At 67.6% G+C, this 22981-nt stretch carries 26 protein-coding genes; 13 read left to right on the plus strand and 13 right to left on the minus strand.

Annotated features, from left to right (window positions below; translation table 11 throughout):
* Positions 1-3: 3 nt before the first annotated feature.
* The gene (locus KZX42_RS12590; protein WP_248119723.1) at positions 4-1170 is read left to right on the plus strand and encodes an acyltransferase; all 1167 of its coding nucleotides are present in this window, start codon (positions 4-6) and stop codon (positions 1168-1170) included.
* Here the strand turns inward: KZX42_RS12590 and KZX42_RS12595 are convergent.
* The 5 genes from KZX42_RS12595 to KZX42_RS12615 form a co-directional block, all read right to left on the minus strand.
* Positions 1135-1602, minus strand: a complete 468-nt coding sequence (locus KZX42_RS12595) for a DUF411 domain-containing protein (RefSeq protein WP_201462388.1) — start codon at positions 1600-1602, stop codon at positions 1135-1137. The two genes, KZX42_RS12590 and KZX42_RS12595, sit on opposite strands and share 36 nt — an antisense overlap.
* Positions 1603-1632: 30 nt before the next feature.
* Positions 1633-1863 (minus strand): hypothetical protein, encoded by a 231-nt coding sequence (locus tag KZX42_RS12600; RefSeq protein ID WP_054765671.1) that lies wholly within the window; start codon positions 1861-1863, stop codon positions 1633-1635.
* Between the two features lie 72 nt (positions 1864-1935).
* Positions 1936-2136, minus strand: a complete 201-nt coding sequence (locus KZX42_RS12605; protein ID WP_201462389.1) for a hypothetical protein — start codon at positions 2134-2136, stop codon at positions 1936-1938.
* A gap of 256 nt (positions 2137-2392) precedes the next feature.
* A complete protein-coding gene (gene dmeF, locus KZX42_RS12610) occupies positions 2393-3262 on the minus strand; it encodes a CDF family Co(II)/Ni(II) efflux transporter DmeF (protein WP_248119732.1) in 870 nt (289 codons plus the stop codon).
* A 10-nt stretch (positions 3263-3272) separates the two neighbouring features.
* Positions 3273-3548, minus strand: coding sequence for a metal/formaldehyde-sensitive transcriptional repressor (locus tag KZX42_RS12615; protein ID WP_054765685.1), 276 nt, complete (start codon positions 3546-3548; stop codon positions 3273-3275).
* A gap of 223 nt (positions 3549-3771) precedes the next feature.
* Between KZX42_RS12615 and KZX42_RS12620 the strand changes: the two genes are divergently transcribed.
* Positions 3772-4335, plus strand: coding sequence for a manganese efflux pump MntP family protein (locus KZX42_RS12620; RefSeq protein WP_054766931.1), 564 nt, complete (start codon positions 3772-3774; stop codon positions 4333-4335).
* Between the two features lie 43 nt (positions 4336-4378).
* Here KZX42_RS12620 and KZX42_RS12625 read toward each other — a convergent pair whose 3' ends face one another.
* Positions 4379-4786 carry a helix-turn-helix domain-containing protein gene (locus KZX42_RS12625; RefSeq protein WP_054765686.1) on the minus strand — a complete coding sequence of 136 codons (408 nt, stop codon included), beginning with the start codon at positions 4784-4786 and terminating at the stop codon, positions 4379-4381.
* Positions 4787-4848: 62 nt separating this feature from the next.
* Between KZX42_RS12625 and KZX42_RS12630 the strand changes: the two genes are divergently transcribed.
* From KZX42_RS12630 to KZX42_RS12650, 5 genes are read left to right on the plus strand one after another with little or no spacing between them, the layout of a single operon-like run.
* Complete coding sequence (locus KZX42_RS12630) at positions 4849-5235, plus strand: MFS transporter permease (RefSeq protein WP_066624881.1); 387 nt, start codon at positions 4849-4851, stop codon at positions 5233-5235.
* Entirely contained in the window at positions 5232-5450 is a 219-nt protein-coding gene (locus KZX42_RS12635) for a GDCCVxC domain-containing (seleno)protein (RefSeq protein ID WP_054765688.1), read from the plus strand. Before KZX42_RS12630 ends, KZX42_RS12635 begins: the two co-directional genes overlap by 4 nt.
* A 34-nt stretch (positions 5451-5484) precedes the next feature.
* Positions 5485-5844: a bleomycin resistance protein gene (locus KZX42_RS12640; RefSeq protein ID WP_054765689.1), complete on the plus strand. Its 360-nt coding sequence runs from the start codon at positions 5485-5487 to the stop codon at positions 5842-5844.
* Positions 5845-5872: 28 nt separating this feature from the next.
* Positions 5873-6811 (plus strand): HEPN domain-containing protein, encoded by a 939-nt coding sequence (locus KZX42_RS12645; protein WP_248119738.1) that lies wholly within the window; start codon positions 5873-5875, stop codon positions 6809-6811.
* Positions 6795-7916, plus strand: coding sequence for a hypothetical protein (locus KZX42_RS12650; protein WP_054765691.1), 1122 nt, complete (start codon positions 6795-6797; stop codon positions 7914-7916). Before KZX42_RS12645 ends, KZX42_RS12650 begins: the two co-directional genes overlap by 17 nt.
* 29 nt (positions 7917-7945) lie before the next feature.
* Here KZX42_RS12650 and KZX42_RS12655 read toward each other — a convergent pair whose 3' ends face one another.
* Together KZX42_RS12655 and KZX42_RS12660 are read right to left on the minus strand one after the other, a co-directional pair.
* Positions 7946-8182: a DUF2188 domain-containing protein gene (locus tag KZX42_RS12655; RefSeq protein WP_054765692.1), complete on the minus strand. Its 237-nt coding sequence runs from the start codon at positions 8180-8182 to the stop codon at positions 7946-7948.
* A gap of 69 nt (positions 8183-8251) precedes the next feature.
* Positions 8252-9598, minus strand: coding sequence for an NAD(P)/FAD-dependent oxidoreductase (locus tag KZX42_RS12660; protein WP_248119741.1), 1347 nt, complete (start codon positions 9596-9598; stop codon positions 8252-8254).
* 1322 nt (positions 9599-10920) lie between these two features.
* On the opposite strand from KZX42_RS12660, the gene copC reads away from it, so the two are divergent.
* Positions 10921-11283 carry a copper homeostasis periplasmic binding protein CopC gene (gene copC / locus KZX42_RS12665; RefSeq protein WP_066551017.1) on the plus strand — a complete coding sequence of 121 codons (363 nt, stop codon included), beginning with the start codon at positions 10921-10923 and terminating at the stop codon, positions 11281-11283.
* A gap of 4 nt (positions 11284-11287) precedes the next feature.
* The gene (gene copD, locus KZX42_RS12670; RefSeq protein WP_248119744.1) at positions 11288-12208 is read left to right on the plus strand and encodes a copper homeostasis membrane protein CopD; all 921 of its coding nucleotides are present in this window, start codon (positions 11288-11290) and stop codon (positions 12206-12208) included.
* 29 nt (positions 12209-12237) lie between these two features.
* On the opposite strand, the gene KZX42_RS12675 is transcribed toward copD, so the two are convergent.
* The 3 genes from KZX42_RS12675 to KZX42_RS12685 all read right to left on the minus strand — a co-directional run bounded on the left by KZX42_RS12675 (position 12238) and on the right by KZX42_RS12685 (position 16744).
* On the minus strand, positions 12238-13374 hold the full coding sequence (locus KZX42_RS12675) for an acyltransferase (protein WP_248119746.1): 1137 nt from the start codon (positions 13372-13374) through the stop codon (positions 12238-12240).
* Between the two features lie 187 nt (positions 13375-13561).
* Positions 13562-14605 (minus strand): PepSY-associated TM helix domain-containing protein, encoded by a 1044-nt coding sequence (locus KZX42_RS12680; RefSeq protein WP_066551022.1) that lies wholly within the window; start codon positions 14603-14605, stop codon positions 13562-13564.
* A 27-nt stretch (positions 14606-14632) separates the two neighbouring features.
* Positions 14633-16744: a TonB-dependent receptor gene (locus tag KZX42_RS12685; protein WP_248119748.1), complete on the minus strand. Its 2112-nt coding sequence runs from the start codon at positions 16742-16744 to the stop codon at positions 14633-14635.
* A gap of 158 nt (positions 16745-16902) precedes the next feature.
* On the opposite strand from KZX42_RS12685, the gene KZX42_RS12690 reads away from it, so the two are divergent.
* Positions 16903-17292, plus strand: a complete 390-nt coding sequence (locus KZX42_RS12690) for a toxin-antitoxin system, antitoxin component (RefSeq protein ID WP_248119751.1) — start codon at positions 16903-16905, stop codon at positions 17290-17292.
* Here KZX42_RS12690 and KZX42_RS12695 read toward each other — a convergent pair.
* Together KZX42_RS12695 and KZX42_RS12700 are read right to left on the minus strand one after the other, a co-directional pair.
* Positions 17255-18415 (minus strand): acyltransferase, encoded by a 1161-nt coding sequence (locus KZX42_RS12695; RefSeq protein WP_161638709.1) that lies wholly within the window; start codon positions 18413-18415, stop codon positions 17255-17257. The genes KZX42_RS12690 and KZX42_RS12695 overlap by 38 nt on opposite strands.
* A 283-nt stretch (positions 18416-18698) precedes the next feature.
* On the minus strand, positions 18699-18974 hold the full coding sequence (locus tag KZX42_RS12700) for a metal-sensitive transcriptional regulator (protein WP_112862314.1): 276 nt from the start codon (positions 18972-18974) through the stop codon (positions 18699-18701).
* A gap of 100 nt (positions 18975-19074) precedes the next feature.
* Here KZX42_RS12700 and KZX42_RS12705 point away from each other — a divergent pair, with 100 nt between their 5' ends.
* The 3 genes from KZX42_RS12705 to KZX42_RS12715 all read left to right on the plus strand — a co-directional run bounded on the left by KZX42_RS12705 (position 19075) and on the right by KZX42_RS12715 (position 22903).
* Entirely contained in the window at positions 19075-21429 is a 2355-nt protein-coding gene (locus KZX42_RS12705; RefSeq protein WP_112862313.1) for a heavy metal translocating P-type ATPase, read from the plus strand.
* A gap of 273 nt (positions 21430-21702) precedes the next feature.
* Entirely contained in the window at positions 21703-22383 is a 681-nt protein-coding gene (locus tag KZX42_RS12710; RefSeq protein WP_248119754.1) for a DUF305 domain-containing protein, read from the plus strand.
* Positions 22384-22432: 49 nt separating this feature from the next.
* Positions 22433-22903: a DUF305 domain-containing protein gene (locus KZX42_RS12715; RefSeq protein WP_152950394.1), complete on the plus strand. Its 471-nt coding sequence runs from the start codon at positions 22433-22435 to the stop codon at positions 22901-22903.
* Positions 22904-22981: the final 78 nt, after the last annotated feature.

Here is a 22981-nt window from a genome sequence, read left to right on the forward strand (position 1 = left end):
CCCATGGTCCGCAGCGACGCCGCGCCGATGAAGTCCCGCCCACCGCGCATCGCCCGCGGCGGCTGGCTCGACGCGCTCCGCTTCATCGTCGGGGCGCTGATCATCCTCTACCATTTCCGCGAGGCCTCGCCGGTCCCGCTGCCCCAGCTGCATCCGGTGTTCGACCGCGGCTATCTGCTCACCGACTTCTTCATCATCGACTCCGGTTACGTCCTGGCGCGCATCTACGGCGACCGGCTCGCCGCCGGTCAGGCGTCGCTGCGCGCCTATGCGCGCCAGCGGCTGCTGCGGGTCATTCCGGCCCACCTCGTCGTCAGCCTTATCCTCGTCGTCCTCGTCGGCGGCGCGGCTCTGGCGGGGATCGCGCCCAGCAACCCGCGCTGGTTCGACTGGTCGCAGCTGCCGGCCCAGGTGCTGCTGCTCCAGGCCTGGGGCGTGCCGGGCGGGCAGGGGTGGAACGCCCCGACCTGGACGCTCTCGGCCCTGATTGCCTGCTACCTCCTGCTGCCCTGGATCTGCCGGGCCCTGTGGCGCTGGCCGCCGATCGCCGTGGTGATCGGCGCGACGCTGCTGGTCGTCGGCGCCGACCTCGCGGCCTCGCTGTGGCTCGGCGATCCGATCTACCGCCTGCCGATGCGCTACGGCGTCCTGCGCGCCTTGCCGCTGTTCCTGCTCGGGGTCGCGGCGGCCTTCTACGGTTCACGCGTCTATGTCGCATCCCGTCTGGCCGGCGCGATCGGGGTCGGCGCCGCCATCGCGCTTGTCATCCTTCAGGCCTTCGGCGCCTTCAGCCTGTTGTCGCTGGGCCTGATGACCGTGATCATCTGGGCCGCCGGGGCCGTATCGGTGCGCAGGCCGTCACGCCTGATCGAACATCTGGCCCTGATGTCGTTCTCGATGTTCCTGACCAATGAGGTCACCCGTATCGTTTGGTTCGGCCTGCTCGACGCCCTGGGCCAGGACGCCCTGTCGTCGGGGGTTCGCTGGGCGCTGTGGTCGATCGGTTTCATCGGCGCCTTCGCGGCCGCGGCGGTGTTCCGCTATGGCTTCGACCGGCCGGTGCAGAGCTGGCTCAACCCGTCGCGCGTCAGGCTGGCGGCTGCGGACAGGAACGCACCCGCGACGCCTCGGGCGTCAGGCGCCGTTGTGGCGGCCGAACACGCGGGTTGAACCATCGTTGAGGATCAGGACGGTCGTATAGGGTTCGCGCCCGGCGGCTTCCATGCCCGGCGAGCCAGCCGGCATGCCGGGGGCGCTCAGCGCCCGGGCGGCGGGGCGTTCGCTGAGCAGCCGGTCGACGTCGCCGGCCGGAACATGGCCCTCGATCGCATAGGGGCCGACGACCGCCGTGTGGCAGGAGGCCAGCCGGTCCGGAACGCCATGTTGCGCCCGGGTCGGCGCGAGATCTTCGCGCTCGACGACCTCGACGGTCCAGCCGGCCTGGCGCATGTGGGCGATCCAGCCGCCGCAGCAGCCGCACCAGGGCGTCTTGTAGGCGGTCATCCGCTTCGGCGGCGCGGCGAGGGCCGGGGCGGCTAAGGCGGCGAGGGACAGGCCGCTCAGGATGGACCGGCGGTCAAGGATGGTCGGAGAACGGTTCATGGCGGTCCTGGGTGACGATGACGCCGCGGCTTAGCCGGGCGTGTGACCTGCGTGCCCGCCGCTCTGCGGCGTTTCGGGAGCGGGCGCCGGAGCCGGGGCGGGTGCGTCCGGAGCCGGGGCCGGAGCGTTCATCTCGTCGCAGCACTCCATGGCGGCGCCGGGGGCCATGTCCTTGCAGCAGGCGCAGGCCTCCGCCGCGAGCACCGCGCCGGCGCTGAGGGCGAGGAAGGCGGCCGCCGCGGCGGCGATCTTGAGGGTCATCGCGGGTCTCCTTGAAATCGAGCCGCCTTGATCGGCCCGCGGGCGTCCGCCGTCAATGGGCGACCCCTGCGGTCAGGTGTCCACCCGTTCGACCGCGACCCAGCGTCCGCCGCGCTTCTCGACCACGAAGCGGGCGGACGTTTCCTCGAAGGCCGGCACGTCGCCGTCCAGGAACCAGATCCACGCGCGCGACCGGCTGCCCGGGCGCACGAAATAGGCGCGGCTGGAGCCGGCGTCCTGCCATTCGATGGTGACGGTCTTGCGGAGGGGCATGGCAAGAACAAAAGCAGAACACGAAGCGGGGTCAAGCCGGCTTCGCGCGCCCGCCGTCGTCATCCACAGGCGCACGCCGGGACGCCGCCCAGAAGGCTAAGGGCTCCGCCCTCGCGCGGGTCAGGGTGAAGCGGCTGCGCCGCCGGACCGGCCGGTCTCCCCGACCTTCCGCGCGGTCATGCTGTTCATTTTCATCATCGTCGTCGGCTTGTGCAGGCCGGGCGATCCCCCTCCGGCCGGTCCGCCCTGGCCCTTGCTACCCCGGTCTCGCCGACGGGCAGGGTTTCAGGCGCGCAGTTCGCGTGCCTGCAACCCTTGCCCGTCGCCCGGCCCCTCGACGAATTCGCGGACCTCGGCCTCGATGGCGGTGTCCGTTGTGTCGAGCAGCACCGCGGCGGTGTCGCGCATCAGGGACCACGACCACCGGGCGATGACGATCGCGCCGACGATGCCCATCAGCGGGTCTAGCCAGACCCATCCCATAGCGGCCCGCAAGCAGGGCGATGATCGCCAGCACCGAGGTCAGGGCGTCGGCCAGCACATGGATGTAGGCGGCGCGCAGGTTGTTGTCGCGATGGCCGCCATGACCGTGCTGGTGATCATGGTCGTCGTGATGATCGTGGTCGTGGTGATGGCCATGCCCGTGGCCATGACGACCGTGGTGGTGCCCCCCGCCGGACAGAAGGACGGCGCTGACCAGATTGACCACGAGACCCAGGATGGCGACCAGCGTCGCCTGGCCGAAGGCGACCGAGCGCGGATCGATCAGGCGGCCGATGGACTCTCCCGCGATCCCGAGCGCCACGATGCCCAGAACCAGCGCCGAGGCGAACCCCGCCAGGTCCCCGACCTTGCCGGTCCCGAAGCTGAAGCGCCGGTTGGCGGCATGCCGCTTGGCGTAGGCGTAGGCGCCGGCCGCAACGGCCAGGGCGCCGGCGTGGGTCGCCATGTGAAAGCCGTCGGCCAGCAGGGCCATCGAGCCGTAGACCAGGCCGGCGATGATCTCCCCGACCATCATGACGGCCGTCAGGCCGACCACCCACAGCGTTCGCCGTGCGCTGTCGTCGTGCGAACGGCTGAGGAAATAGTGGTCGTGGGTCAGATAGTCGGTCTCGGACGCGGACATGGCGCGGGCCTTACTTTGAATAGCGGCGAATGATGGCGATCAACTCGTCGGCGCCGCCCTGCCGGGCGTCCTCGCTCAGATCGGGATGAGCGACGTGGTGGCGCAGATGGTCTTCAATCAACTCTTCCAGAAGCCCGCCCATGGCGCCCCGCGCGGCCGCGACCTGCTGCAGGATTTGCGAACACCCGGCTTCAGACTCGATGGCGCGCTCTATTGCGCTGAGCTGACCCGAGATCCTCCGGACCCGCGCGACGAGCTTCTTCTTGTTCGTGGAGGTATGCGCCATGGATACTCCCCTATAGTATCTTGCACCGGCGCGCGACACCTCCTATGAGGCCGCTTCCTGTTGGGGAGTAGCTTCCGGCGTCTGATCGCCGGGGTCGGATCAACACACTCGCGTTTCGGCGCGCGGTCCGACCAGCGGAACCGCCGCCTAGCGAGACCAGCGCGTCCCACCGCCGCACCGGCCGGGGAGGGAAGCGCTGTTCGTTGCCGGGTGGATGCTCGTCATGACTCCTGTCGCCATCGCCGTTCTGTCTCTCAGCATGTCTACCGACGCCTTCGCCGCCGCCGTTGGGCGTGGTGCTTTGCATCGACCGAACCTGGCCGGCGCCGTGAAGGCAGGCCTGGTATTCGGGTGTATCGAGGCCATCACCCCGGTGATTGGCTGGGGGCTCGGCATGGTCGCTGCAGGCCTCGTCGAACGCGTGGATCATTGGATCGCCTTCGGCCTCCTCGCCGCTGTTGGCGGCAAGATGATCTGGGAAGCGACCCGTCCCCTGGCTGAGGATGCCCCACGCCGGTCCGGACCTTGGGCGCTGATCGCCATGGCGGTCGGGACCAGCATCGACGCGGCGGCTGTTGGCGTCGGCCTGGCCTTCATCGGAGCCAATATCTGGGTTATCGCGGCCTCAATCGGCGTCACGACCTTCCTGCTGACCACGATCGGCATGCTGATTGGCCGGGCCGTCGGCCAGCGTTTTGGCAAGATCGCCGAGCTTCTGGGAGGGCTCGCGCTTGTCGCGCTCGGTCTGATGATCCTGCTTGAGCACCTCGGCGTCATCGGCGCGTGATTGCCAGGACCCTACCGGCTCGACAGGGTGCGCAGGTCATCACCTATGCGATCGATCCGAGTTCTGCGATCACCGGACACCGAACCCGCCCGCCTTCGCTGCAGTCCGCGACGGCCTGCTTAAGCACCGTCCGGAGCCGCTCCAGATCCGCGATTTTGGCGTCCACGCTGGCGATGTGGTCCTGGGCCATGTCGCGGACTTCGCAGCAGGCCTGGACGCCCGGCTCACTCAACGCGATCAGCCGCCGAATGGCGTCGATGCCGAATCCCAGTTCGCGGGACCGGCGGATGAAGCGCAGGCGTTGGGCGTGTTCCGGCTCATAGCTCCTGTGTCCGCCCTCGGTGCGGGCCGGGGCGGGCATCAGGCCGATCCGCTCGTAGTAGCGCACCGTTTCCAAGTTCACCCCGGCGCTCTCTGCGAGGCGCCCGATCGTCAAACTTCGTGCGGACATGGCTCTTGATCCCGTAGCGGCTACGGGTTGTAGCCTGTAGCAGAAATCGAACGGGAGGCCCCATGGCCATCGATCAAGACCGGCCCAACATTCCTGAGGTCGCCGTCAGCGCCTCGGCCGCCATCGGCGGTGTGGCCTCGGTGTTCGCCTGGGCCGCGTGCTGTGTACTGCCTCTGGCTCTCTCGGTGGCGGGCGTGTCCTTCGCCGGCGCCGCGGTCATCGCGGGCGCGCGAACCTGGCTGACGCTTCTGGCCGCCGTCATCTTGGCCGCCGGCTGGCTGCTGCATTGGCGTCGCCTGCGGATGTGTCGGAAGGACGCATCCTGCCGCCGGCCCTCGCGTCTGGCGTTCTGGCTGCTGGTGATCGCCAGCCTGCTGATCGTCCTGTCCCTGGCCTGGCAGCCCTACATCGAACCATGGGCCATGCCGCGACTGGCGGCCATGCGATGAGCCCCGCCATCGTTCTGGAATCGACGCTGACCTGCCCGCACTGCGGTCACGTCGCGACCGAGACCATGCCCACCGACGCCTGCATCTGGTTTTACGATTGCCTCGGTTGCGGCGTGAAGCTGAAGCCTCAACCCGGCGATTGCTGCGTGTTCTGCTCCTATGCCGACGTGCCGTGTCCGCCGATCCAGGTGGATGGAAAGGGCTGTTGCGGCTAGGCTTAGGCGGCACTGCTGCATTCCGGAGTTCGCCGTGACCGATCACGCCACGCCCAACCTGCCGTCGCGGGATTTCGAAGCTACGTCCCAGTTCTACACTCGACTGGGCTTCCAGCAGGGCTGGCGCGACGAAGGGTGGATGATCCTGAAACGGGGCGGGCTGACGCTTGAGTTCTTCCCGCACCCGGAACTTGATCCGCTGACCAGCAACTTCAGCTGTTGCCTGCGGCTTGACGATCTCGACGCGTTCTACGCCGTGTGCCTTGGCACCGGACTGCCGGAGACGTGCTGGGGCCAACCCCGATTGCACGCGCCCAAGATCGAGGAGTCGGGCATGCGGATCGGCGCGCTCATCGACCCGGACGGAACCCTGATCCGCCTGATCCAGAACTGAGGCTTCGCGCCTTGCCCCGATGCACGCGTTGCGCGAGACTCGCGTCATGAAGACTTCGATCGATCATCTGCCGCCGCGCAAGCAGGTGGAACTGCGCCGGGTGGTCGAGGTGATCCGCGAGTCGTTCGCCGAAACCGTCTCGACCCGTCGGGCCGAGCGGCTGAAGAACGGCAAGATCCTCAAGATCATCCTCTACGGATCGTATGCGCGCGGCGATTGGGTCCATGATCCGGTCGGACGCTACTTCTCGGATTTCGATCTGTTGATCGTTGTCGATCATGAGGATCTGACCGACGGCGAGTTCTGGCATGACGCCGAGAACAAGCTGATGCCGGGCGAGACCCTGATCCGCACGCCGGTGAGCCTTATCGTGCACAGTCTGGAAGACGTGAACGAGCAGTTGGACCGCGGGCGATACTTCTGGGCCGACATCGTGCGTGAGGGCATCGTTCTCTTCGACACGCCCGGCGCCAAGCTGCGCAAGCCGGCTGACCTGAAAGCTCAGGTTGCCCTTAAGGAAGCGGAGGAGTTCTTCGGAGATTGGACGCAGAGTTCGGCCAGCTTTGCTCGTGGCGCGAAATTCTATATGGGCGAGGGCGCTGATCCTAAGCTCGCCGCGTTCAACCTTCATCAATCGGCTGAACACCTCTACCACTGCGTTTTGCTGGTTGTGACGCTCTACAGCGGCAAGGCGCACAACCTCGCCTTCCTGCGCAAGAAGTGCGAGGCGATCGACGCCCGCCTGGCCGAGGCCTGGCCGCGCGAGACCAAGTTCGAGCGCCGCTGCTTCGAGCTGCTGCGCGAGGCCTATGTGAAGGCTCGTTACTCCAAGCACTACAAGATCAGCGTCGAGGAACTGACCTGGTTGACCCAGCGGGTTGAGGTGCTGCGCGCGCTGGCGACGACTGTGTGCGAGGAACGGCTGGCCCATCTGCGCGAAGCGGCGAGCGATGACCCTTCCGCGTGATTTGATCCCGCCCAGCATGCGCGCGACGCTGGACGCCGCAAGACGGATGGCCGATCCCTTTGAGGACGTCCGCCGACAGCACGATATGCTGCGGGCCAGCGGCGTGCTCGGCATCGCCGAGCGCATGAAGCTGGAGACCCCGCTGGCCTTGGCCGCGATGGGTCGTAACCCGTTCATGGACCGGATGCAGGGCGTCGGCGCCCTGATGAGGGCTCAGACCGACGCGGACCGCGTCTATCGCGCCGCGTTTCCGAATGGCCTGATCGAGCAGGCCGAGCGGATCGCGCAACTGTCCGCCGGCTTCGCCTTGCCGGATGGTCTCGAGCGCTTCAGGACGCCGACGGACAGTTTCGTCGATCGCATCCTCCGACTGTCGGACAGTGGTCTTGGCGCGAGCGCCCTGGCGATCGGGCGACCCGCCCAGATCGAGGCCTTCGCGCGGGCCTCGGCGATGGCCGACATGTTCGCCGAGAGCGACCGGCTGACGCGGGGAGTGCGAGAGGCGGTCGGCGCCTTCTCCATCACGGAGATGCCGCAGTTCGCCAATCTGGCCGGTTATCGCAGTTTCCTCGACGCGGCGGGACTGCGGCTTGCGCACTGGCCGAGACGGCGTCTCCTGACGATGGCGGAGAAGCGCCGTCGCCTGAAGGCCCGCCTTCAGGCCAACTCGGCCCCGCCGCATGTGAAGCGCGCCAAGACTCTGGTTCACCGCTACGAACTGACCTTGAGGGAAATTCTAGATGCCGTGATGGCCGAGACCTACGGTGAGGACTGGGCGGACGAGCGCCTGCCGCTGTGCGACTGCAAGGATTTGCTGGGGAAGTGGAAGAAGCGGGGAGGCGAGGTTTTCGACCATGCCGACTACACCCACTACGCGCGGATCATGAGCCATCCGGAGCATTTCCAGGCGATCTTCGAGGCTGGTTTCGACGACCCAGAGGCGGTGTTCGATCTTCTGAAGCAGGCCGGGAAGCTGCGCGCGGCGTCGCACCATGCGCACCTGTTCACGCCCGAAGATCTGAAGGCGCTCCGCCTGACCTGGAACCAGATCGAAACAGGCTTGATCGCGCTCACTCCGGATTTCGAACTCGAGTGGACGGGTTAAAAGGCGACGAGGTCGGAATCGCCGTCCTCTTAGTGGAGCACTTCCCCGCCGACCGGATCGACCTGACGCAACTGGCCGGCCGCGTCCTGGACAAAGACTTCCACTTGCTCGCCCTTGTCGATCAGCGTCGTCGCCTTCACGAGCGCGGACTCTATGGCGTCGACGCTGAAGTCGAAATGCCCTGAGGGTCGGCCATCGCGAAGCACCCGCCAGTCGCCGTCGCCCCGGATCACCGTGAACTGGATGGTGTCGGACTGCCTCTCCAAGGGATCCCTCCTTCGCTCCAATCCGCGATGCGGATGGCGCCATGAACCTACCGCGACACCGCTTGAGCGTCATAGCATGTAGCCCACATCCGATGCGCCCGTCGGATAGGCGAACATCGTGGTCTTGAGGTCATCCGCAGTCAGTCCATGGCGGATCGCCAAAGCGAAAATATTGATGACCTCGTCCACGTTCGGGCCCACGAGGTGGGCGCCCAACACCCGTTCCGTCCCTTCCTCGACCAAGACCTTGAAGCCGAAGGTGGGTTCGGCCGCTGCGCGTGCTGTGAACCAGTCGGAGGCCTTCTGATTTTTGACTCGGTAGAGCAGACCCTGATCCTTAGCGTCCCTCTCCGTCAGCCCGACCGCCGCGATAGGCGGGATTGTGAAGGCCACGCTCGGGACGCCGCGATAGTTCGGCCTTTCGGAGTTACCGTTCAAAATGTTGGCCGCCACGACCTTGGCGTCGTGGCTGGACACGGGGGTCAGCGGCGGACCGACCTGGGCTGCGTCGCCCGCGGCATAGACGGCTGGATTGGAAACGCTCTGCAGAAATTCGTTGAGCTTCAGGCGGCCTCCTTCATGCTCGACCCCGGCGGCGTCAAGGCCGAGATCGTCGATCGCAGGTCCTCGTCCGGCGGCGTGAATGACCAGATCAGCATGGACATCGACGGCTTTCCCCTTCGTCTGGGCGTGAACCCGAAAGCCTGCGCGCGTCTGCTCGACCGCCTGGACTGTCGTTTCGAGGCGCACGTCAACGCCGAGTTGGCGAAAGCTTTCCATGAGCCAACCGACCACGTCCGGGTCGAACTGGGGAAGCAATCGCTCGCCACGCTGGAGGATTACGACTTCGGCGCCAGCCCGCGCGGCGATGTGGGAGAACTCGGCCGCGATATAGCCTCCGCCGACCAGCACAATGCGCTTTGGCATGTCACCCAGCTCGAGGAAGCCCTCGTTGGTGACCAGATGCTCTTCCCCCGGGATGCCGAGTTTCCTGGGTTCGGCTCCGGCGGCGATGAGCAGGTTCGAAAACTCCAGCGTTTCCTCGCCCACCTCAAGGCTGTTGCGGCCGGTGAGGCGCGCCCGTCCATGAAAAGTGTCGATGCCTCTTTCAGAGTACCGCTCTTGGTGCTTTTGGGGAACGGGATCGGTGAAACCCCGCTTGAAGGCCATGAGGTCGGCCCAAGCAATTCGGGCGTCGCCGGCGACACCCCTGCCTCGCATCCGCCATGTATGATCGACGGCGTTGGCCCCGCTGATCAGCATTTTTTTTGGATCGCAGCCCCGGAGCGCGCACGTGCCTCCAAAGGGACGAAAATCGACAACCGCGACGCTGCGACCAGCAGCGCGAACCCGCATGGCTCCGACCATGGCGGCGGTCCCGGTCCCGATCACCACAAGATCATAATGTTTGGTCATCGATGTATGCTCCGCGCTCGCTCTGTAGCGGCTACCTTGGGACGGACGAGGCGGTACAGTGCCTCGGTCACCACCGCGTTGACGGCGCCAAAGAGAAGGTGCCCGGCGACCCCTCTAGCCTGGGTGAGCAGGGGGTTGTCTCGATTGGGAGCACTGTAGCCGAACACAGGCGTCAGACCTTCGTCGATCATCAAGAGCATGGTCGCTCCAGCACTTCCTCTTCCCGTACTTTCGGCGGCTTGATCTGGTAGAGCGCCGTCTGCGCCCTCTCGGTTACCCTCGTGGCCACGAGACCGGCGATGACGCCGAGGGCTGTCTCCGCAGCCAGCGATTTTGATGGAGTTGCGCATTGTTCTGACTCCCGATGAGCACGCTCCGGCCGCCTCATCCGGCTGGCTTACGACACCGCGACTGTCCCTCGAACGGAACGCTCGGAAGGGGAACGAAGCTGGAGTTGCTTCAGGTTCCCTTCATAGCAGGAGACACCTCAGATTCATGCCAGGCGTGGCCGCGCCCGTCGCCATGCCGCGCGTCAGCTGCGACGACGCGGAAGCGGTGAATCCTGGGCACGTCTTTGGTGGCGGAGCGGATGCACCGGCATTGGCGGCACGATCCCTACGAGCGCCGCGATTGCGCTTCGTCGGAAGAGAGCCCAAACCAATGTGTGCAGACCGGCAGGTCGGATAGCGCAGGCGCCGTGGCGCACCAGCCTCTACCCCGCGTGGTTCTCAGGCGCCCTGTTCCTTCGATTCTTGAGGATCGGGTTCACAGTCTGCGGCGGGCCTGTGGTGCCTGTCGTTATGGCGCGTTGCGAACTGATGGGTAAGGCTCGCGGGATATCCAGTGACCGGTTGAACCGACTGCTAGCGTTTACGCAGGCGCTGGTGGGCCCCGAAGCGCATGAACTTTCGACTATGCGCCGACGAGCAGTAATCGGCGAATTCTCGCGTGATGCTCGAGTTCCGCGTCTAGGCGATCGGCGAGGCGGCGCTTAGCGACCTGCGGTCTGCGACGCGGCGGCGCCTCTACAAGGCGTTGTCGTCCAGACCGGCGCCCTGCCGGTGACAGCGGTTGAGCGGACCCGCTGTGCCGAAGCGCGACTGGACCGTGACTCACTTTGTCCGGCCTTCCCTTGGTAGATGTGTCTCTGCTTGCCGGCCGCCACCAACTGATCCGGTTTAAATCCCTGAAGCCGAGTTTGTGGATGAACCCGCCGTCGAGTGTTTTTGTCGGGGGCCGGCCGGCTTCAGTTTCATTTCGTGAGGGGCGGGGGCGCGTGCCGCGTAAGAGACAGTAGGGGCGTCCCTTCCTAGGAGTTTGAGTTGACCCGTTTCAAAATCGCATCGCTCGCCGCGACCGTCGCGGCGCTTTCCCTGGTCGCCGGTCAGGCGGATGCACACGCGCGTCTCGTGAGCGCCACGCCGGCCGCCGGCGCTGCGGTCGCGGCGCCGCGCACCATCAGCCTCACCTTCAGCGAGCGCGTGGCGCCGGCCTTCTCCGGTTTCGATCTCGTCAATGCGGCGGGCGCGACCATCCGTGTCCAGACACGGGTGTCCGAGGACGGCAAGACGATCTCGGGCGCTCCGGCGAGGCCGTTGGCGGCCGGGGCCTACGTGGTCAACTGGCGGGTGGCGTCTCCGGACGGGCACCGGATGACGGGGTCCACCAACTTCTCGGTCCGCTGATCAGATGGAGACAACGGTCGTCCTGCTGAGGCTGGGGCAGTACATCGGCGCCGTCCTGCTGTTTGGCGTCCCCCTGTTCTTCGCGTTCAGGATGCCCATGTCGGACGCGGCCGCCGAAAGGTGGCCGCGAACGACGCTGCTGGTCGCCGCCGTGGCGACCGTCCTGGCTGCTCTCGCCAACCTCGTGGTCCAAACCGCCGTGATGGCGGGATCGCTGACCGAGGCGCTGAAGCCGGAGTCGCTGTCCTACGTGGCATTCGGCACGGGCCTGGGCGTCGGCTTCCTGGTTCGCGCGGCGATGGCCCTTTTGGCCGCCGTTCTGCTGATCAGTCTGAAACCGGGACGCGGCGGCTGGATCGTGCTGACCGTCGTCGGCGTTGTGGTCAGCGCCAGCCTGGCCTGGACCGGTCACGGCGCGGCGACGGAAGGCGCGGGCCGCTGGCCGCATCTGATCGCCGATGTCGTTCACGCGCTCGCCGCCGGACTCTGGCTCGGCAGTCTGGTCGCGTTGTTCCTGATGCTGCGGACCCGCCACGGGCACGCGGCGGGCGCGCCGGTGACTCACGCCGCCCTGGAGGGGTTCGCCGGTCTGGGAACGCTCGCCGTCGTCCTGCTGACGATCACGGGTCTGGTGAACAGCGCCTATCTGATCGGGTTCAGCCGGCTCGGGAGCCTGTTGACGACGCCCTACGGCGTTCTTCTGATCCTGAAACTCGTCCTGTTCGCCGGCATGCTGGCCCTAGCGGCCTCGAACCGCTTTGTCCTGACCCCGCATCTCGGATCGGCGCTCGAAGACGATCACGCCCGTCCGCTCGCCTTGCGCCGCCTGCGGCGCAGCCTGGCGCTGGAGACCGTGCTGGCGGCCCTGCTGCTTCTGATCGTGGCGATCATGGGCACCCAGGCGCCCCCCGCCGCCATGATGTGAACCTCGCCGAGCTTTTGTGAAGGATCGGCCTACAGCGCGGGAACGGGAGACTTGGCCGCGGGGGAGGTCGATCGCGACCCCGACTGCGGACGATTGAACCAGGCCTGGGTCGGTCGGTCGAAGGCGTAGCGGAAGACGGCGGCGCCGCCGAAAGCCGCGGCCAGGCCGACCGCCCAGGCGGTCCATTGCACTGACGGACTCCAACTCCGCCAATCGACGGCGTCGAGCACGCCGAACCACACGATCCGGATCACTTCGTTGGTCAGGAAGATCGCGAACGCCATCAAAGCGAGGTGCTCGACCAGCCTGGACGGGCTCCGAATCGGCAAGGCCCCGGTGGCGAAGATGATGACGGTCAGGAGGCGGAGGGTCGCCAGATTATGGGGTCCCAGAGCCTGCAGACCCGCCACAGCGACCACGGCGGAACCGCCCAGACCGGCGGCCAGACGGGGCGGGCAATAGACCTGCCGGGCGAACAGAGCCACGGCGACGCCGAGGGCGAACAGCGGAAAGGCCCGCAGGAAGCCGAGGCGCAACGGCATCTCGTAGATCGGCAACCCGAAGGCGGCGTGGGCGGACAGGTTGGCGGCGAGCAGCCCGCCCACCCCAAGAGCGAGGATCAGCCATGGGGACAGGCCGCGCGCCGCGCGAGCGAGGAAGGGCAGGCTGACGTAACAGCCCAGGAGCGCCGAGAGCGTCCAGGTCGGCGCGTTCCATCCCTCTCCGCCCGGCACCCCATAGGCCTGCACCAGAAAGAACTGGGCGGGAAACCGGGACCAGTCGAACCATTCCGGGTGGCTGGGTGTTTGGCCCAGGATCGCCGCCGTCAGCACCAGCCCCGCCAGGGCGAGGCTGACGGTCATGTGGGCCGGAACCACCCTGAGAAATCGCTGACGGTAGAAGACGGAAAGCGGAATTCGCCGGTTCGCGAGCCGCTCGCCGTAGACGCGGGCGAGAACGTAGCCGGAGTCGATGATGAAGAAGTCGGTCAGCAGATAGCCGCGGTCGAAGACCGGATGGAAGAGCGGCAAGGGGATCGGAGCGGCCTCGCGGAAGTGATAGAGGACGATCATCGCCCCCACGACGAAACGCAGAAGGTCGAGCCAGCCGCCGCGCGCGATCGGCGGCGGGCGTCGGCGCTCCGGGGGTGCTGGATCTTCCGTCATCCAGCCATCATCCCCCCACAGGCGCCAAGGAAGGCTTGCCCGACACGGTGAACGAGGCCTTGCCGCCGGTGGTCGCGCGTAGGGGTTCGCGCGGGGCGGTGTGAGTGCATCAGGCCTCGAGTGGCGACCAGCGGAGGGCAAGACCCGGGAATCCGGCAAACCCTTCCGCTCCCTCGCCCGCTTGTCCTCAGCGGGTCGGTTTCGATCGAGGCGAGCGGCGTCGGGGCTTTCCGAGGAAGGCCCAGGCGCCGACCACCCCCAGGGCCGCCATGGCGACGCCGCTGAGCGCCGTCACCGCGCTATAGAGCCAGCCGCCGACCGAACTGGCGTGCAGGGGGTAGAAGGCGTTGTAGGCCCGGACGCCGGTCGGCAGGGCGTTGGCGTCGGAGGTCGCGACCGCCCGGCTGGTGGCCGGATCGATGGTCACGGTGGTGCGGCCGTTGGGATGCCACTCGCCGGGCTGCTTCAGACGGATCGTGGCGGGCTTGCCCGGTGCGGCGGGGCGGACAACCATGCGCGGGATCGCTTCGGGGAAGCGGGCCTGGGCCTCTGTCAGGGCGTGGGCCCAGTCGACGTCCCCGGTCCCGACCACCGGCGCCGGCGGCGTCGGGACAGCCCCCAGCAGGGCCTGGGTCGTGCCGTGAAAGACGATCGCCGCACCGGTGATGCTGAAGACGACCAGCGGGATGGCGAAGATCAGGCCGAGATTGCGATGGCTGCCGATCAGTTCGCGCCGGGCCCCCGAGCGGGGCCAGACCCGCCAGCCGGTGGCGCGCCAGGCGGGAATCCAGACGATCAGGCCGGTCAGGATCATCACCGCCAGGGTCAGGCCGGCGCCGCCGGCAACCAGCTTGCCGGTGTGACCGGCCAGCAGCTCGTGGTGAAGGTCGAAGATCCATGTCTCGGCTCGCGCCGGGCCCCACCAGCGGTCCACCACCTTGCCGTCGGGGTCGGCGTAGCCGAAACCGTCCTCGGCCAGGTAGAGCCGGTGAACGCCGACCGCCCCGCCCGGCAGGACCACCGAGGTGAGGCGGGGCTCGGCTGCCTCGAGCCGGTCCAGCGCCGCACCCAGACGGGCGGCATCGAGATCGATCTCGGCGCGCGCGGCGGGGACGGTGGCGCGGATCCAGTCGTCCTCGAACACCAGCAACGATCCCGTCAGGCCCAACACCACGGCCAGGATCGAGAGGGCGGTCCCGGCCCAGGCGTGGAGCGTGCGGATCGCGCCCATCACCGGCTCAGAAGCTCCGCGTCAGGGTCACGGTGGCCGTGCGCCCGCGACCGGCGAAAAAGCGCAGATTGTCGGTCGGCCCCTGTGTGTCCGAGAAATAGGAAATGTACTGCTCGTCCAGCAGGTTCTGCACCCCCAGCGACACCGTGCCGAAGCCCGCCTCATAGCGGCCACGGCGTCGAGCACCGTATAGCCCTCGAAGCCGTTGGCCGCGGGCTCGCCGTCGAAGTCGCGTGCGAGATAGGTCTGGGCCTGAAGGCGCAGGGCGATCGGGCCTGTCTCGTACTCGCCCCACAGCAGCAGGCGGTCGGGCGAGATGTTCGCTCCGTTCAGGTCGCGGTCCAGATCGCCGTCGCCGTCGCTGTCGCTCTGGCCGTCCAGCGCGGCGTAGCTGCCGCCAAGGGTCAGGGCGTCCGTGGCGCGCCATAGTCCCTTCAGCTCCAGTCCATCGATCCGCGTGGCCTGGCGCTGCACCTCGAAGATGCCCGAGGGCAGGCGGTTCAGCAGCGAGCCGCGTTCGGCCTCGGACCGGAACACGGCGGCGGACAGCTCGACGCGCGCGCCGCGGTATTCGACCCCGACCTCGGTGTTGTCCGACACCACCGGCTCGACGTTGAGGAAGGTGTCGACGTCCTGATTGGGGCGGTTGATGCCGCGCAGCACCCGACCGACGTCCGGCATGGTGAAGCCCTGGGCGAAGGAGCCGTAGACGAGGAGAGCCGGAGTCACCTCGAAGGCGGCGCCGATATTGAACAGCGTCTCCTCGAAGCCCGGCTCGCCGCCCGCCACCGTCTGAGGGCCGTAGGCGTATAGGGTCTGGAAGTCGTCGACCTTAAGCTTCGCCGATTCACGCCGCACGCCCGCCGACAGGCTGAGGCGGCCCGCCAGGACCGACTGGTTCAGCTGCAGGAAGGGCGACAGGCTCTCGTAGGCGGTCTCGGGCACCCAGTTGCGCCCGGTCAGGATCAGTTCCTGATAGGTCCGGTCGCGCAGGCCGTCGAGGCCGACCAGGGCCTTGAGGCCCGCCAGACCGGGAACCTGGCCCTGCCAGTCGATCTTGAAGCCCAGCTTTTCCGAGTTGTTGGCCGACTGGTCGAACAGGGTCCCGACCGGGGCGATGCGGGGGTCCTGGAAGTCCGGGAAGCTGCCGCCGCCGAATACGCCCTGGTAATCGTGGGCGAAGACCTGGGCCCGCAGGACGCCGCCGAACAGGTCGCGATCGGTGTAAGTCAGGGCCGCAGAGGTCACCGCGTTCGAGGGCTGCTCGCCCGGCGCCGCGCCGCGCACGGCGGTGGTCGGGACGCCCGTCGCCCGGTCGCCCGCCACGGTCACATAGTCGCCGTCGCCTTCCAGATCGAAGCGGTTGACCCAGCCCTCCAGCCGGCGATCGCCGCCCAGGTCCCAGCCACCGCGCGCAAGCAGCGAGACGGCTTGCGAGTCCTGGACCTCGCCCTGGGCGCCGTCGAAGCCGACGCGGCTGCCGTCAGCGTCATAGTAGGCGCCGCGGGTCTCGAAGGCCGCGCCCACGGTCAGGTCAAAGGCGCCGAAGTCACGGCCGCCGATGGCGGCGATCTTGGCGCCGACGCCGTCGCCCTGCAGCTCGTCGTCGGTGGTGACCTGGGCCATCATCCGCCCGGTCAGGCCCTCCGCCTCGGACGGCTTGCGGGCGGTGACGTAGTTGACCACCCCGCCGGTGGCCCCGATGCCCTGGATGGCGTTGGAGCCGAAGATGACCTCGACCCGGTCGATGAAGAAGGGATCGATGGTGTAGCCGTCGCGGCTGTCGTCGCGCAGCGGCGTCGACTGCGGCACGCCGTCGACGAGATAGAGCGGCGAGCGTCCGCGCAGGGTCTCGCCGAAGCCCGACAGCTTCTGCCGCGTCGGCGAGAAGGAGGGCACCAGGGCCGCCACCGTATCGACGGCCGAGGCGGCCAGCGCCGTCTGCTGGACGATGGCCTCGGCGTCGATGAGCTCGACCGTGGCGGCGATCGCGGAGCGCGGGGTCTCGATCCGGGAGGCGGTGACCACCACCTCGTCCAAAAGCGTCGCGTCCGGGGTGGGCCCCTCCTGGGCCGCCGCGGGAAGCGCGGCCAGCAGCAGCGGCAGGAGGGCGACGGTGGCGAGGAGACGAGGGGACATGGAGCTCTTCAGGGGAACGACAGGGAGGGCGTCTGACCACAGGCCTTGTTGCGAGTCAATCGCACTCGCATCTAGCCAGCCTGGTGTTGGCTTCTTCGTGGCTATCGCAGGGGCCGAGCAGCGCTTGACCTGCGGGGCGGCGAGAGGAAAAGAGGTTCATGGCCAAATACGCGCCCCTCGCAACCTATCTGCGGCGTCAAAGGCGGACCGAAGTGGTGCTAACGTTCCGCGATATCGAACGCATCATCAGCGGCCTTCTTCCGAAGGCTGCGGCGACGGAGGGCTGGTGGAAACCTGAGCGCGGCGCGCCCGCGACGCCACAGCATCTCGCCCTGGCGGACGCCGGCTTCGTGGCCGAGCCGCATCTCCGAACGGAGACGGTGCGGTTTATCCGCGACGGAGGTCCGCGCGACCGGTCGATCGGAGGTCGGGATCGGCCGGTTCTCGACGACGGCGGTGTCATCGCCAACGAGCGGACGGCCGTCGCGAAGGGCGAAGAGACCGGTCGGCTCAGCGGTCGTCAGGCTCACGGAGCGCCGGCGGGCTGAGCGCGGCCGGGGCGAGCTCGTCGCGACGCCTGTCGAACCGGCGCCTTATCCAGGTTCGGCCGGGCTTTTCGACGAGCAGATGCAGCGCCGCCGCGATCAGGGCCGTGGCGATGAACAATCCGATCAGTTCGACCGGCGTGATGCGGAAGGTGCTGTCGACGCCGCGCAGTTCGGCCACGACGCCCTTCCAGGCCACGATCACCGGCATGTGCACCAGATACAGGGCGAAGGACGCTTCTCCGGCGAAGACAAGGCCCGGGGAGGCGAGGGGTCCCTCGCAATCCGCCCGCGCGAGCAGGGACCAGGTCAGAATCACGGGGGCGGCGAGGGCGACGATGATGCGGTCGTCCAGCGACAGCTGCATCGCGCCCAGCAGCAGGACGGTCGTGAACAGGGCGGCCGTGGCGGCCACGGGCCGGCTCCAGCGCCACCGATGACCCAGCCCGTACAGCGCCATGCCGATCAGGAATTCGGGGGCGATCCGGAGAATGCCGAGGGAGTCCTCAGCTCGCGGAAGGACCTTGCCGAACGCCTGGACGTAGAAGGCGTCGAGGGCGACGAACGCCGCGGCCCCGATCCCCAGCAGCACCCACGGCCGCGCTCGCAGACGGAGGGCCAGCCAGGCGTAGGCGGGGAACAGCAGATAGGCGAACCATTCCGCCGACAGGGACCAGCTAGGGCCGCTCCAGTTCAACTCCGCATCGGTCGGAAACCAGGCCTGGATGAGAAACAGCGTCTGGAAGAAGGCCAGCGGCCCGTAGCCCTCGGCGTCGAAGCGGACGCCGGCGGCGGTCGCGCCCAGCACCATGATCAAGGCGCCCGTCAGAACCGCGACGTGCAGGGGATAAAGCCGCGCGAGCCGGGCGACGATGAAACGCCGGTAACTGAAACCGCCGCTCGCGAAGGCCGGACCGTAGACGTGCGCCAGAATGAAGCCCGACAGCATGAAGAAGGCGTCCACCGCCAGCCGGCTTCGCTCGATGATCGGGCTGAAGCCCAGGGCCGGATCCCATTGGAGTTGATAATGGAACAGCACCACCCCCAAGGCGAGGAAGGCGCGCAGACTGGTCAGGGCCCTGAGATCGGCGGGATAGCCGTCTCGGGTCGGCGGTACGGATGTCATTCGCGATGGCCCCCCAAGGGCGGCGGATCAGCACCGCCGCCATATTGAGATACGCATCGGGCGGGAACATCCCTCATGCGCGACGCCAGACGGGGCCGGCCGATCATACGGGACGTCCAAGTCTGGCTCGGGGCTCGGAATGCCCTCGGCCGGTTTGCCAGCCTGGACCGCTGCGGCTCTGGGTGAGGCCGCCCCCAAGACATGTCATGTCCCTCAGCCGGACGAGAGGATGTCCACGCCGACCGCCGGGCCTGGCGACCGAACGCCGGGAGTCGGTCCCCGGCTAGCGGGAAGCGCGGCCGAGAAGTTCGATCAGTTCGGTCGCCTTGGCCTTGCGGTCGGCGAGATCGTCACCCGCGATCGCGCCCATGACGCAGTGATCCATGTGGTCCTTCAAGACCTCGCTCTCAACGCGCGACAGCGCCGCCCGAACGGCCTGGAGCTGGGTTAGGACGTCGATGCAGTAGCGGTCCTCCTCGACCATTCTGGAAAGGCCACGCACCTGCCCCTCTAAGCGGCTCAGGCGGTTCAACACCTTCGGCTTGATCTCGGTCTGCATCCTGTTCCTCGTTCCGACCGTTCGATCCTACCTCACCGTCACACCTTGCGCGATACCCCTGTGGGGTATATTTGGCTGTGAGGTCGTCCGAGGAGCCGTCATGGCTACGTCATCCCATTCCCATCCCGCCGGTCACGGCTGCTGTTCGAACAAGACGCCTCAAGCCGGCGCCCAGGCGGTCGATCCGGTCTGCGGCATGACCGTCGATCCGGCGACCACGGCGCATCGGGCCACCCACGAGGGCCAGGCGTATGTCTTCTGTTCGGCGGGCTGCCGGACCAAATTCGTGGACGATCCGGCTCGCTATCTCGGCGAGCGGCCCGAACCGGCTTCCGTCACGCCCGGTGTGATCTACACCTGCCCGATGCATCCCGAGGTGCGCCAGGAGGGACCTGGCTCCTGTCCGATCTGCGGCATGGCGCTGGAGCCGGAGACCGTCACCGCCGAGGCTCCGGTCAATCACGAACTGATCGACTTCACCCGTCGCCTGTGGATCGGCGCGGTTCTGACGCTGCCGGTCTTCGCGCTTGAAATGGGCGGCCATCTGACCGGGCTGGCGATGCGGATTCCGGGCCAGACCTCCAACTGGATCCAGTTCGCCCTGGCGACGCCGGTCGTGCTGTGGTCCGGCTGGCCGTTCTTCCAGAGGGGCTGGGCGTCCATCCGCAATCGCAGCCTCAACATGTTCACCCTGATCGCCATCGGCGTCGGTGCGGCCTGGATCTACAGCGTGGTCGCGGTTCTGGCGCCGCATCTGTTCCCGGCGGCGGTCCGGCGGATGGACGGCAGCGCGCCGGTCTATTTCGAGGCGGCGGCCATCATCACCGTCCTGGTGCTGGTCGGCCAGATCCTGGAGCTTCGGGCGCGCGAACAGACGTCGGGGGCCATCAGGGCCCTGCTGGACCTCGCCCCGAAGACCGCGCGGCGCGTCCGCGACGACGGCGGCGACGAGGACGTCACCCTCGATCTGGTCGCTGTGGGAGACCGGCTGCGCGTCCGTCCCGGCGAGAAGGTGGCGGTCGACGGAGAGATCCTGGACGGCCGGGTCACCCTCGACGAGTCCCTCGTCACGGGTGAATCCATGCCGGTGACCAAGGACGTCGGCGACAAGGTCGTCGCCGGGTCGCTCAACAAGACCGGCTCGTTCGTCATGCGAGCCGACAAGGTGGGCGCCGACACCCTCCTGGCGCAGATCGTCCAGATGGTGGCGCAGGCCCAACGCAGCCGCGCGCCGATCCAGCGGCTGGCCGACAAGGTGTCGGGCTGGTTCGTTCCGGCCGTGATCGGGATCGCCGTTCTCGCCGCGATCGTCTGGGGCCTGGCCGGCCCCGAACCGCGGCTGTCCTACGCCCTCGTCGCCGCGGTCTCCGTGCTGATCATCGCCTGTCCGTGCGCCCTGGGCTTGGCCACGCCGATCTCCATCATGGTCGGGGTGGGGCGCGGCGCTCACGCCGGGGTGCTCATCAAGAACGCCGAGGCGCTGGAGCGCTTCGAGAAGGTGGACACCCTGGTGCTCGACAAAACCGGCACCCTGACGGAGGGGCGCCCCTCGGTGACGGCCGTCCGGCCAGCCGACGGGTTCGACGAGGCCGAGCTTCTGAGACTTTCCGCCAGTCTTGAGCGGAGCAGCGAGCATCCGCTGGCGGACGCCGTCGTTCGGGCGGCGAGCGACCAGAATCTGGTTCTGTCCGAGGCGTCGGACTTCGACAGCCCCGTCGGGCGCGGCGTCACCGGGGTCGTCGACGGCCGCCGCGTGGCGCTCGGCAACAGCCGCTATCTGGCCGAGATCGGCGTCGACGTCGGGCCTCTGGAAGCCGGGGCCGATACGCTTCGCCAAGACGGCGCGACCGCCATCTTCGTCGCCGTGGACGGGGCTGCGGCCGGCGTGCTGGGCATCGCCGATCCGGTCAAGGCGACGACCGCCGAGGCCATCCGCGATCTGAAGGCGTCGGGGCTGCGTCTGGTGATGATGACCGGCGACAACCGCACAACGGCCGAGGCGGTGGCGCGCCGGCTCGGCATAGACGACGTTCAGGCCGAGGTTCTGCCCCAGGACAAGGCGGCGGTCGTCGAGCGGCTGAGAGCGGAGGGTCGGATCGTCGCCATGGCCGGAGACGGTGTGAACGACGCCCCGGCCCTGGCCGCCGCCGACGTGGGGGTGGCCATGGGCGCCGGCTCGGACGTCGCGATCGAGAGCGCCGGGGTCACCCTTCTCGGCGGCGATCTCCAGGGCCTCGTCCGGGCGCGCAAACTGTCCCGTGCGGTGATGAGCAACATCCGCCAGAACCTGGTCTTCGCCTTCGGTTACAACACCCTCGGCATTCCGATCGCGGCGGGACTGCTCTACCCGGTCTCCGGCCTCCTATTGTCGCCGGCCCTGGCGGCGTTGGCGATGGCCCTGTCCTCCGTCAGTGTGATCGCCAACGCGCTGCGGCTCCGGGCCGTCCGACTCTGATGGACGTCCCATGGCCAGAAGGCCGTCGCAGACGAGAGCCGCGGCGGGCGCCAATACGCATTCCGGCGACCGATCCCTCGCCTGATCCAACGGCGTTCGGGAATATTTAATCACGGCGGAACCGTGGCTCCGGGGCCGGATTACGCTGGACGATGTCCGGCGTGGGCAGTCGGGGCAAGGGACCAAACTCGCACCCGCCGCAACGTTGTCGGACGCATCGATCGTCTGGCCGTCCGGCGATCCGCCGGCGACCCCCTCAAGCGGAGACTCCCTATGCTCACCCCGACTTTCACCCGCACGTCTCTCTTGGTCGCCGGCTGTTCCGCTCTCGTTCTGGCGGCCTGCAGCCCGGCGGCGGAACCGCCGCCGAACACGGAGGCCGAAGCCTCGGCTCAGACGCAGGAGCCGATGGCCATGGCGCAGCCTCCGTTCTCCGCCGCCGAGGCCAAGATGCACGAGGCCATGATGTCCGCCATGGGCGCGGATGCGGGCGAGACATGGGCCCGCAAGATGATCTCTCACCACCAGGGCGCGCTGGACATGTCCGAGATCGTGCTGAGGGACACACAGGACGCGGATATCCGTCGCATGGCCCAGAAGACCATCGAGATGCAGACCGGCGATATCGCCGAGCTGCGGCGCTGGCTTGAAACGAACGTGGGCGCCGCCGCCGGCGCGGCGGCTCCGGGCGGAAGCGCGGAAAATCCATACGCGACGGCCGAGGCCAAGATGAAGGACGCCATGATGGCCGCGACCGGGGCCGACACGGACCAGACCTGGGCTCGCAAGATGATTGCGCATCACCAGGGCGCCCTCGACATGGCCCAGGTGGTGTTGCGCGAAAGTCAGGACGCCGACATCCGGCGCATGTCGCAGAAAACGATCGAGATGCAGACCGCCGACATCGCCGAGTTGCGCGCCTGGCTGGACTCCCATCCGGCCGGCGCCGCCTGATTGGCGATCGGAATGTGATTGAAGAGCGTTGTCGCGAAAGGAGCGATCGATGGAAAAGATGAAGACGATGGATTCGATGAAGGGGAGCTACCGTTCGTTCGGCTTCGAACTCGTTCTGGATTTCATCATCATGTACCTGGTGATGTACACGATGATCGCGTCCCTCAATCACTTCTACTTCAACCTCAACAACGTCTACATGACGCTGATGATGGTTTCGCCGATGGCGATCCTCATGCTGATCTTCATGCGATCGATGTATCCGTCGAAACGGACCAACCTGCTGATCGGCGGAGCCGCGGCCCTGGTGTTCGCGGTGAGCTTCTACGGCATGCGGACCCAGGCGGCGGTGGGCGACACCGAGTTCCTGCGCTCGATGATTCCCCACCATTCCGGCGCGATCCTGATGTGTCAGCAGGCGTCGCTGGAGGATCCGGAAGTGCTCGGTCTGTGCGAGGAGATCGTCAGCTCCCAGGAGAGGGAGATCGCCCAGATGAAAGCCATCCTGGCGCGGCGCTGATCCAGCGCCAGGCGACGGGAGTTTCCGGCCCGGTCGGCTCTGCGGCAGCGTGTCGCGAGGGCCGACCGGGTCGCCTGC

This window comes from Brevundimonas sp. EYE_349, from assembly GCF_023147505.1.
Lineage (GTDB): Bacteria > Pseudomonadota > Alphaproteobacteria > Caulobacterales > Caulobacteraceae > Brevundimonas.

Bases quoted from the DNA above. Each gene is read 5' to 3' on its own strand.
- KZX42_RS12625 (WP_054765686.1), bottom strand. From the start codon at position 4,786: ATGTCCGCACGAAGTTTGACGATCGGGCGCCTCGCAGAGAGCGCCGGG.
- KZX42_RS12615 (WP_054765685.1), bottom strand. From the start codon at position 3,548: ATGGCGCATACCTCCACGAACAAGAAGAAGCTCGTCGCGCGGGTCCGG.
- KZX42_RS12695 (WP_161638709.1), bottom strand. From the start codon at position 18,415: ATGACATCCGTACCGCCGACCCGAGACGGCTATCCCGCCGATCTCAGG.
- KZX42_RS12705 (WP_112862313.1), top strand. From the start codon at position 19,075: ATGGCTACGTCATCCCATTCCCATCCCGCCGGTCACGGCTGCTGTTCG.
- KZX42_RS12685 (WP_248119748.1), bottom strand. From the start codon at position 16,744: ATGTCCCCTCGTCTCCTCGCCACCGTCGCCCTCCTGCCGCTGCTGCTG.
- KZX42_RS12680 (WP_066551022.1), bottom strand. From the start codon at position 14,605: ATGGGCGCGATCCGCACGCTCCACGCCTGGGCCGGGACCGCCCTCTCG.
- dmeF (WP_248119732.1), bottom strand. From the start codon at position 3,262: ATGTCCGCGTCCGAGACCGACTATCTGACCCACGACCACTATTTCCTC.
- KZX42_RS12590 (WP_248119723.1), top strand. From the start codon at position 4: ATGGTCCGCAGCGACGCCGCGCCGATGAAGTCCCGCCCACCGCGCATC.
- KZX42_RS12675 (WP_248119746.1), bottom strand. From the start codon at position 13,374: ATGACGGAAGATCCAGCACCCCCGGAGCGCCGACGCCCGCCGCCGATC.
- KZX42_RS12690 (WP_248119751.1), top strand. From the start codon at position 16,903: ATGGCCAAATACGCGCCCCTCGCAACCTATCTGCGGCGTCAAAGGCGG.
- KZX42_RS12715 (WP_152950394.1), top strand. From the start codon at position 22,433: ATGGAAAAGATGAAGACGATGGATTCGATGAAGGGGAGCTACCGTTCG.
- KZX42_RS12620 (WP_054766931.1), top strand. From the start codon at position 3,772: ATGACTCCTGTCGCCATCGCCGTTCTGTCTCTCAGCATGTCTACCGAC.
- copD (WP_248119744.1), top strand. From the start codon at position 11,288: ATGGAGACAACGGTCGTCCTGCTGAGGCTGGGGCAGTACATCGGCGCC.
- KZX42_RS12630 (WP_066624881.1), top strand. From the start codon at position 4,849: ATGGCCATCGATCAAGACCGGCCCAACATTCCTGAGGTCGCCGTCAGC.
- KZX42_RS12710 (WP_248119754.1), top strand. From the start codon at position 21,703: ATGCTCACCCCGACTTTCACCCGCACGTCTCTCTTGGTCGCCGGCTGT.
- KZX42_RS12650 (WP_054765691.1), top strand. From the start codon at position 6,795: ATGACCCTTCCGCGTGATTTGATCCCGCCCAGCATGCGCGCGACGCTG.
- KZX42_RS12635 (WP_054765688.1), top strand. From the start codon at position 5,232: ATGAGCCCCGCCATCGTTCTGGAATCGACGCTGACCTGCCCGCACTGC.
- KZX42_RS12660 (WP_248119741.1), bottom strand. From the start codon at position 9,598: ATGACCAAACATTATGATCTTGTGGTGATCGGGACCGGGACCGCCGCC.
- KZX42_RS12595 (WP_201462388.1), bottom strand. From the start codon at position 1,602: ATGAACCGTTCTCCGACCATCCTTGACCGCCGGTCCATCCTGAGCGGC.
- KZX42_RS12605 (WP_201462389.1), bottom strand. From the start codon at position 2,136: ATGCCCCTCCGCAAGACCGTCACCATCGAATGGCAGGACGCCGGCTCC.
- KZX42_RS12600 (WP_054765671.1), bottom strand. From the start codon at position 1,863: ATGACCCTCAAGATCGCCGCCGCGGCGGCCGCCTTCCTCGCCCTCAGC.
- KZX42_RS12700 (WP_112862314.1), bottom strand. From the start codon at position 18,974: ATGCAGACCGAGATCAAGCCGAAGGTGTTGAACCGCCTGAGCCGCTTA.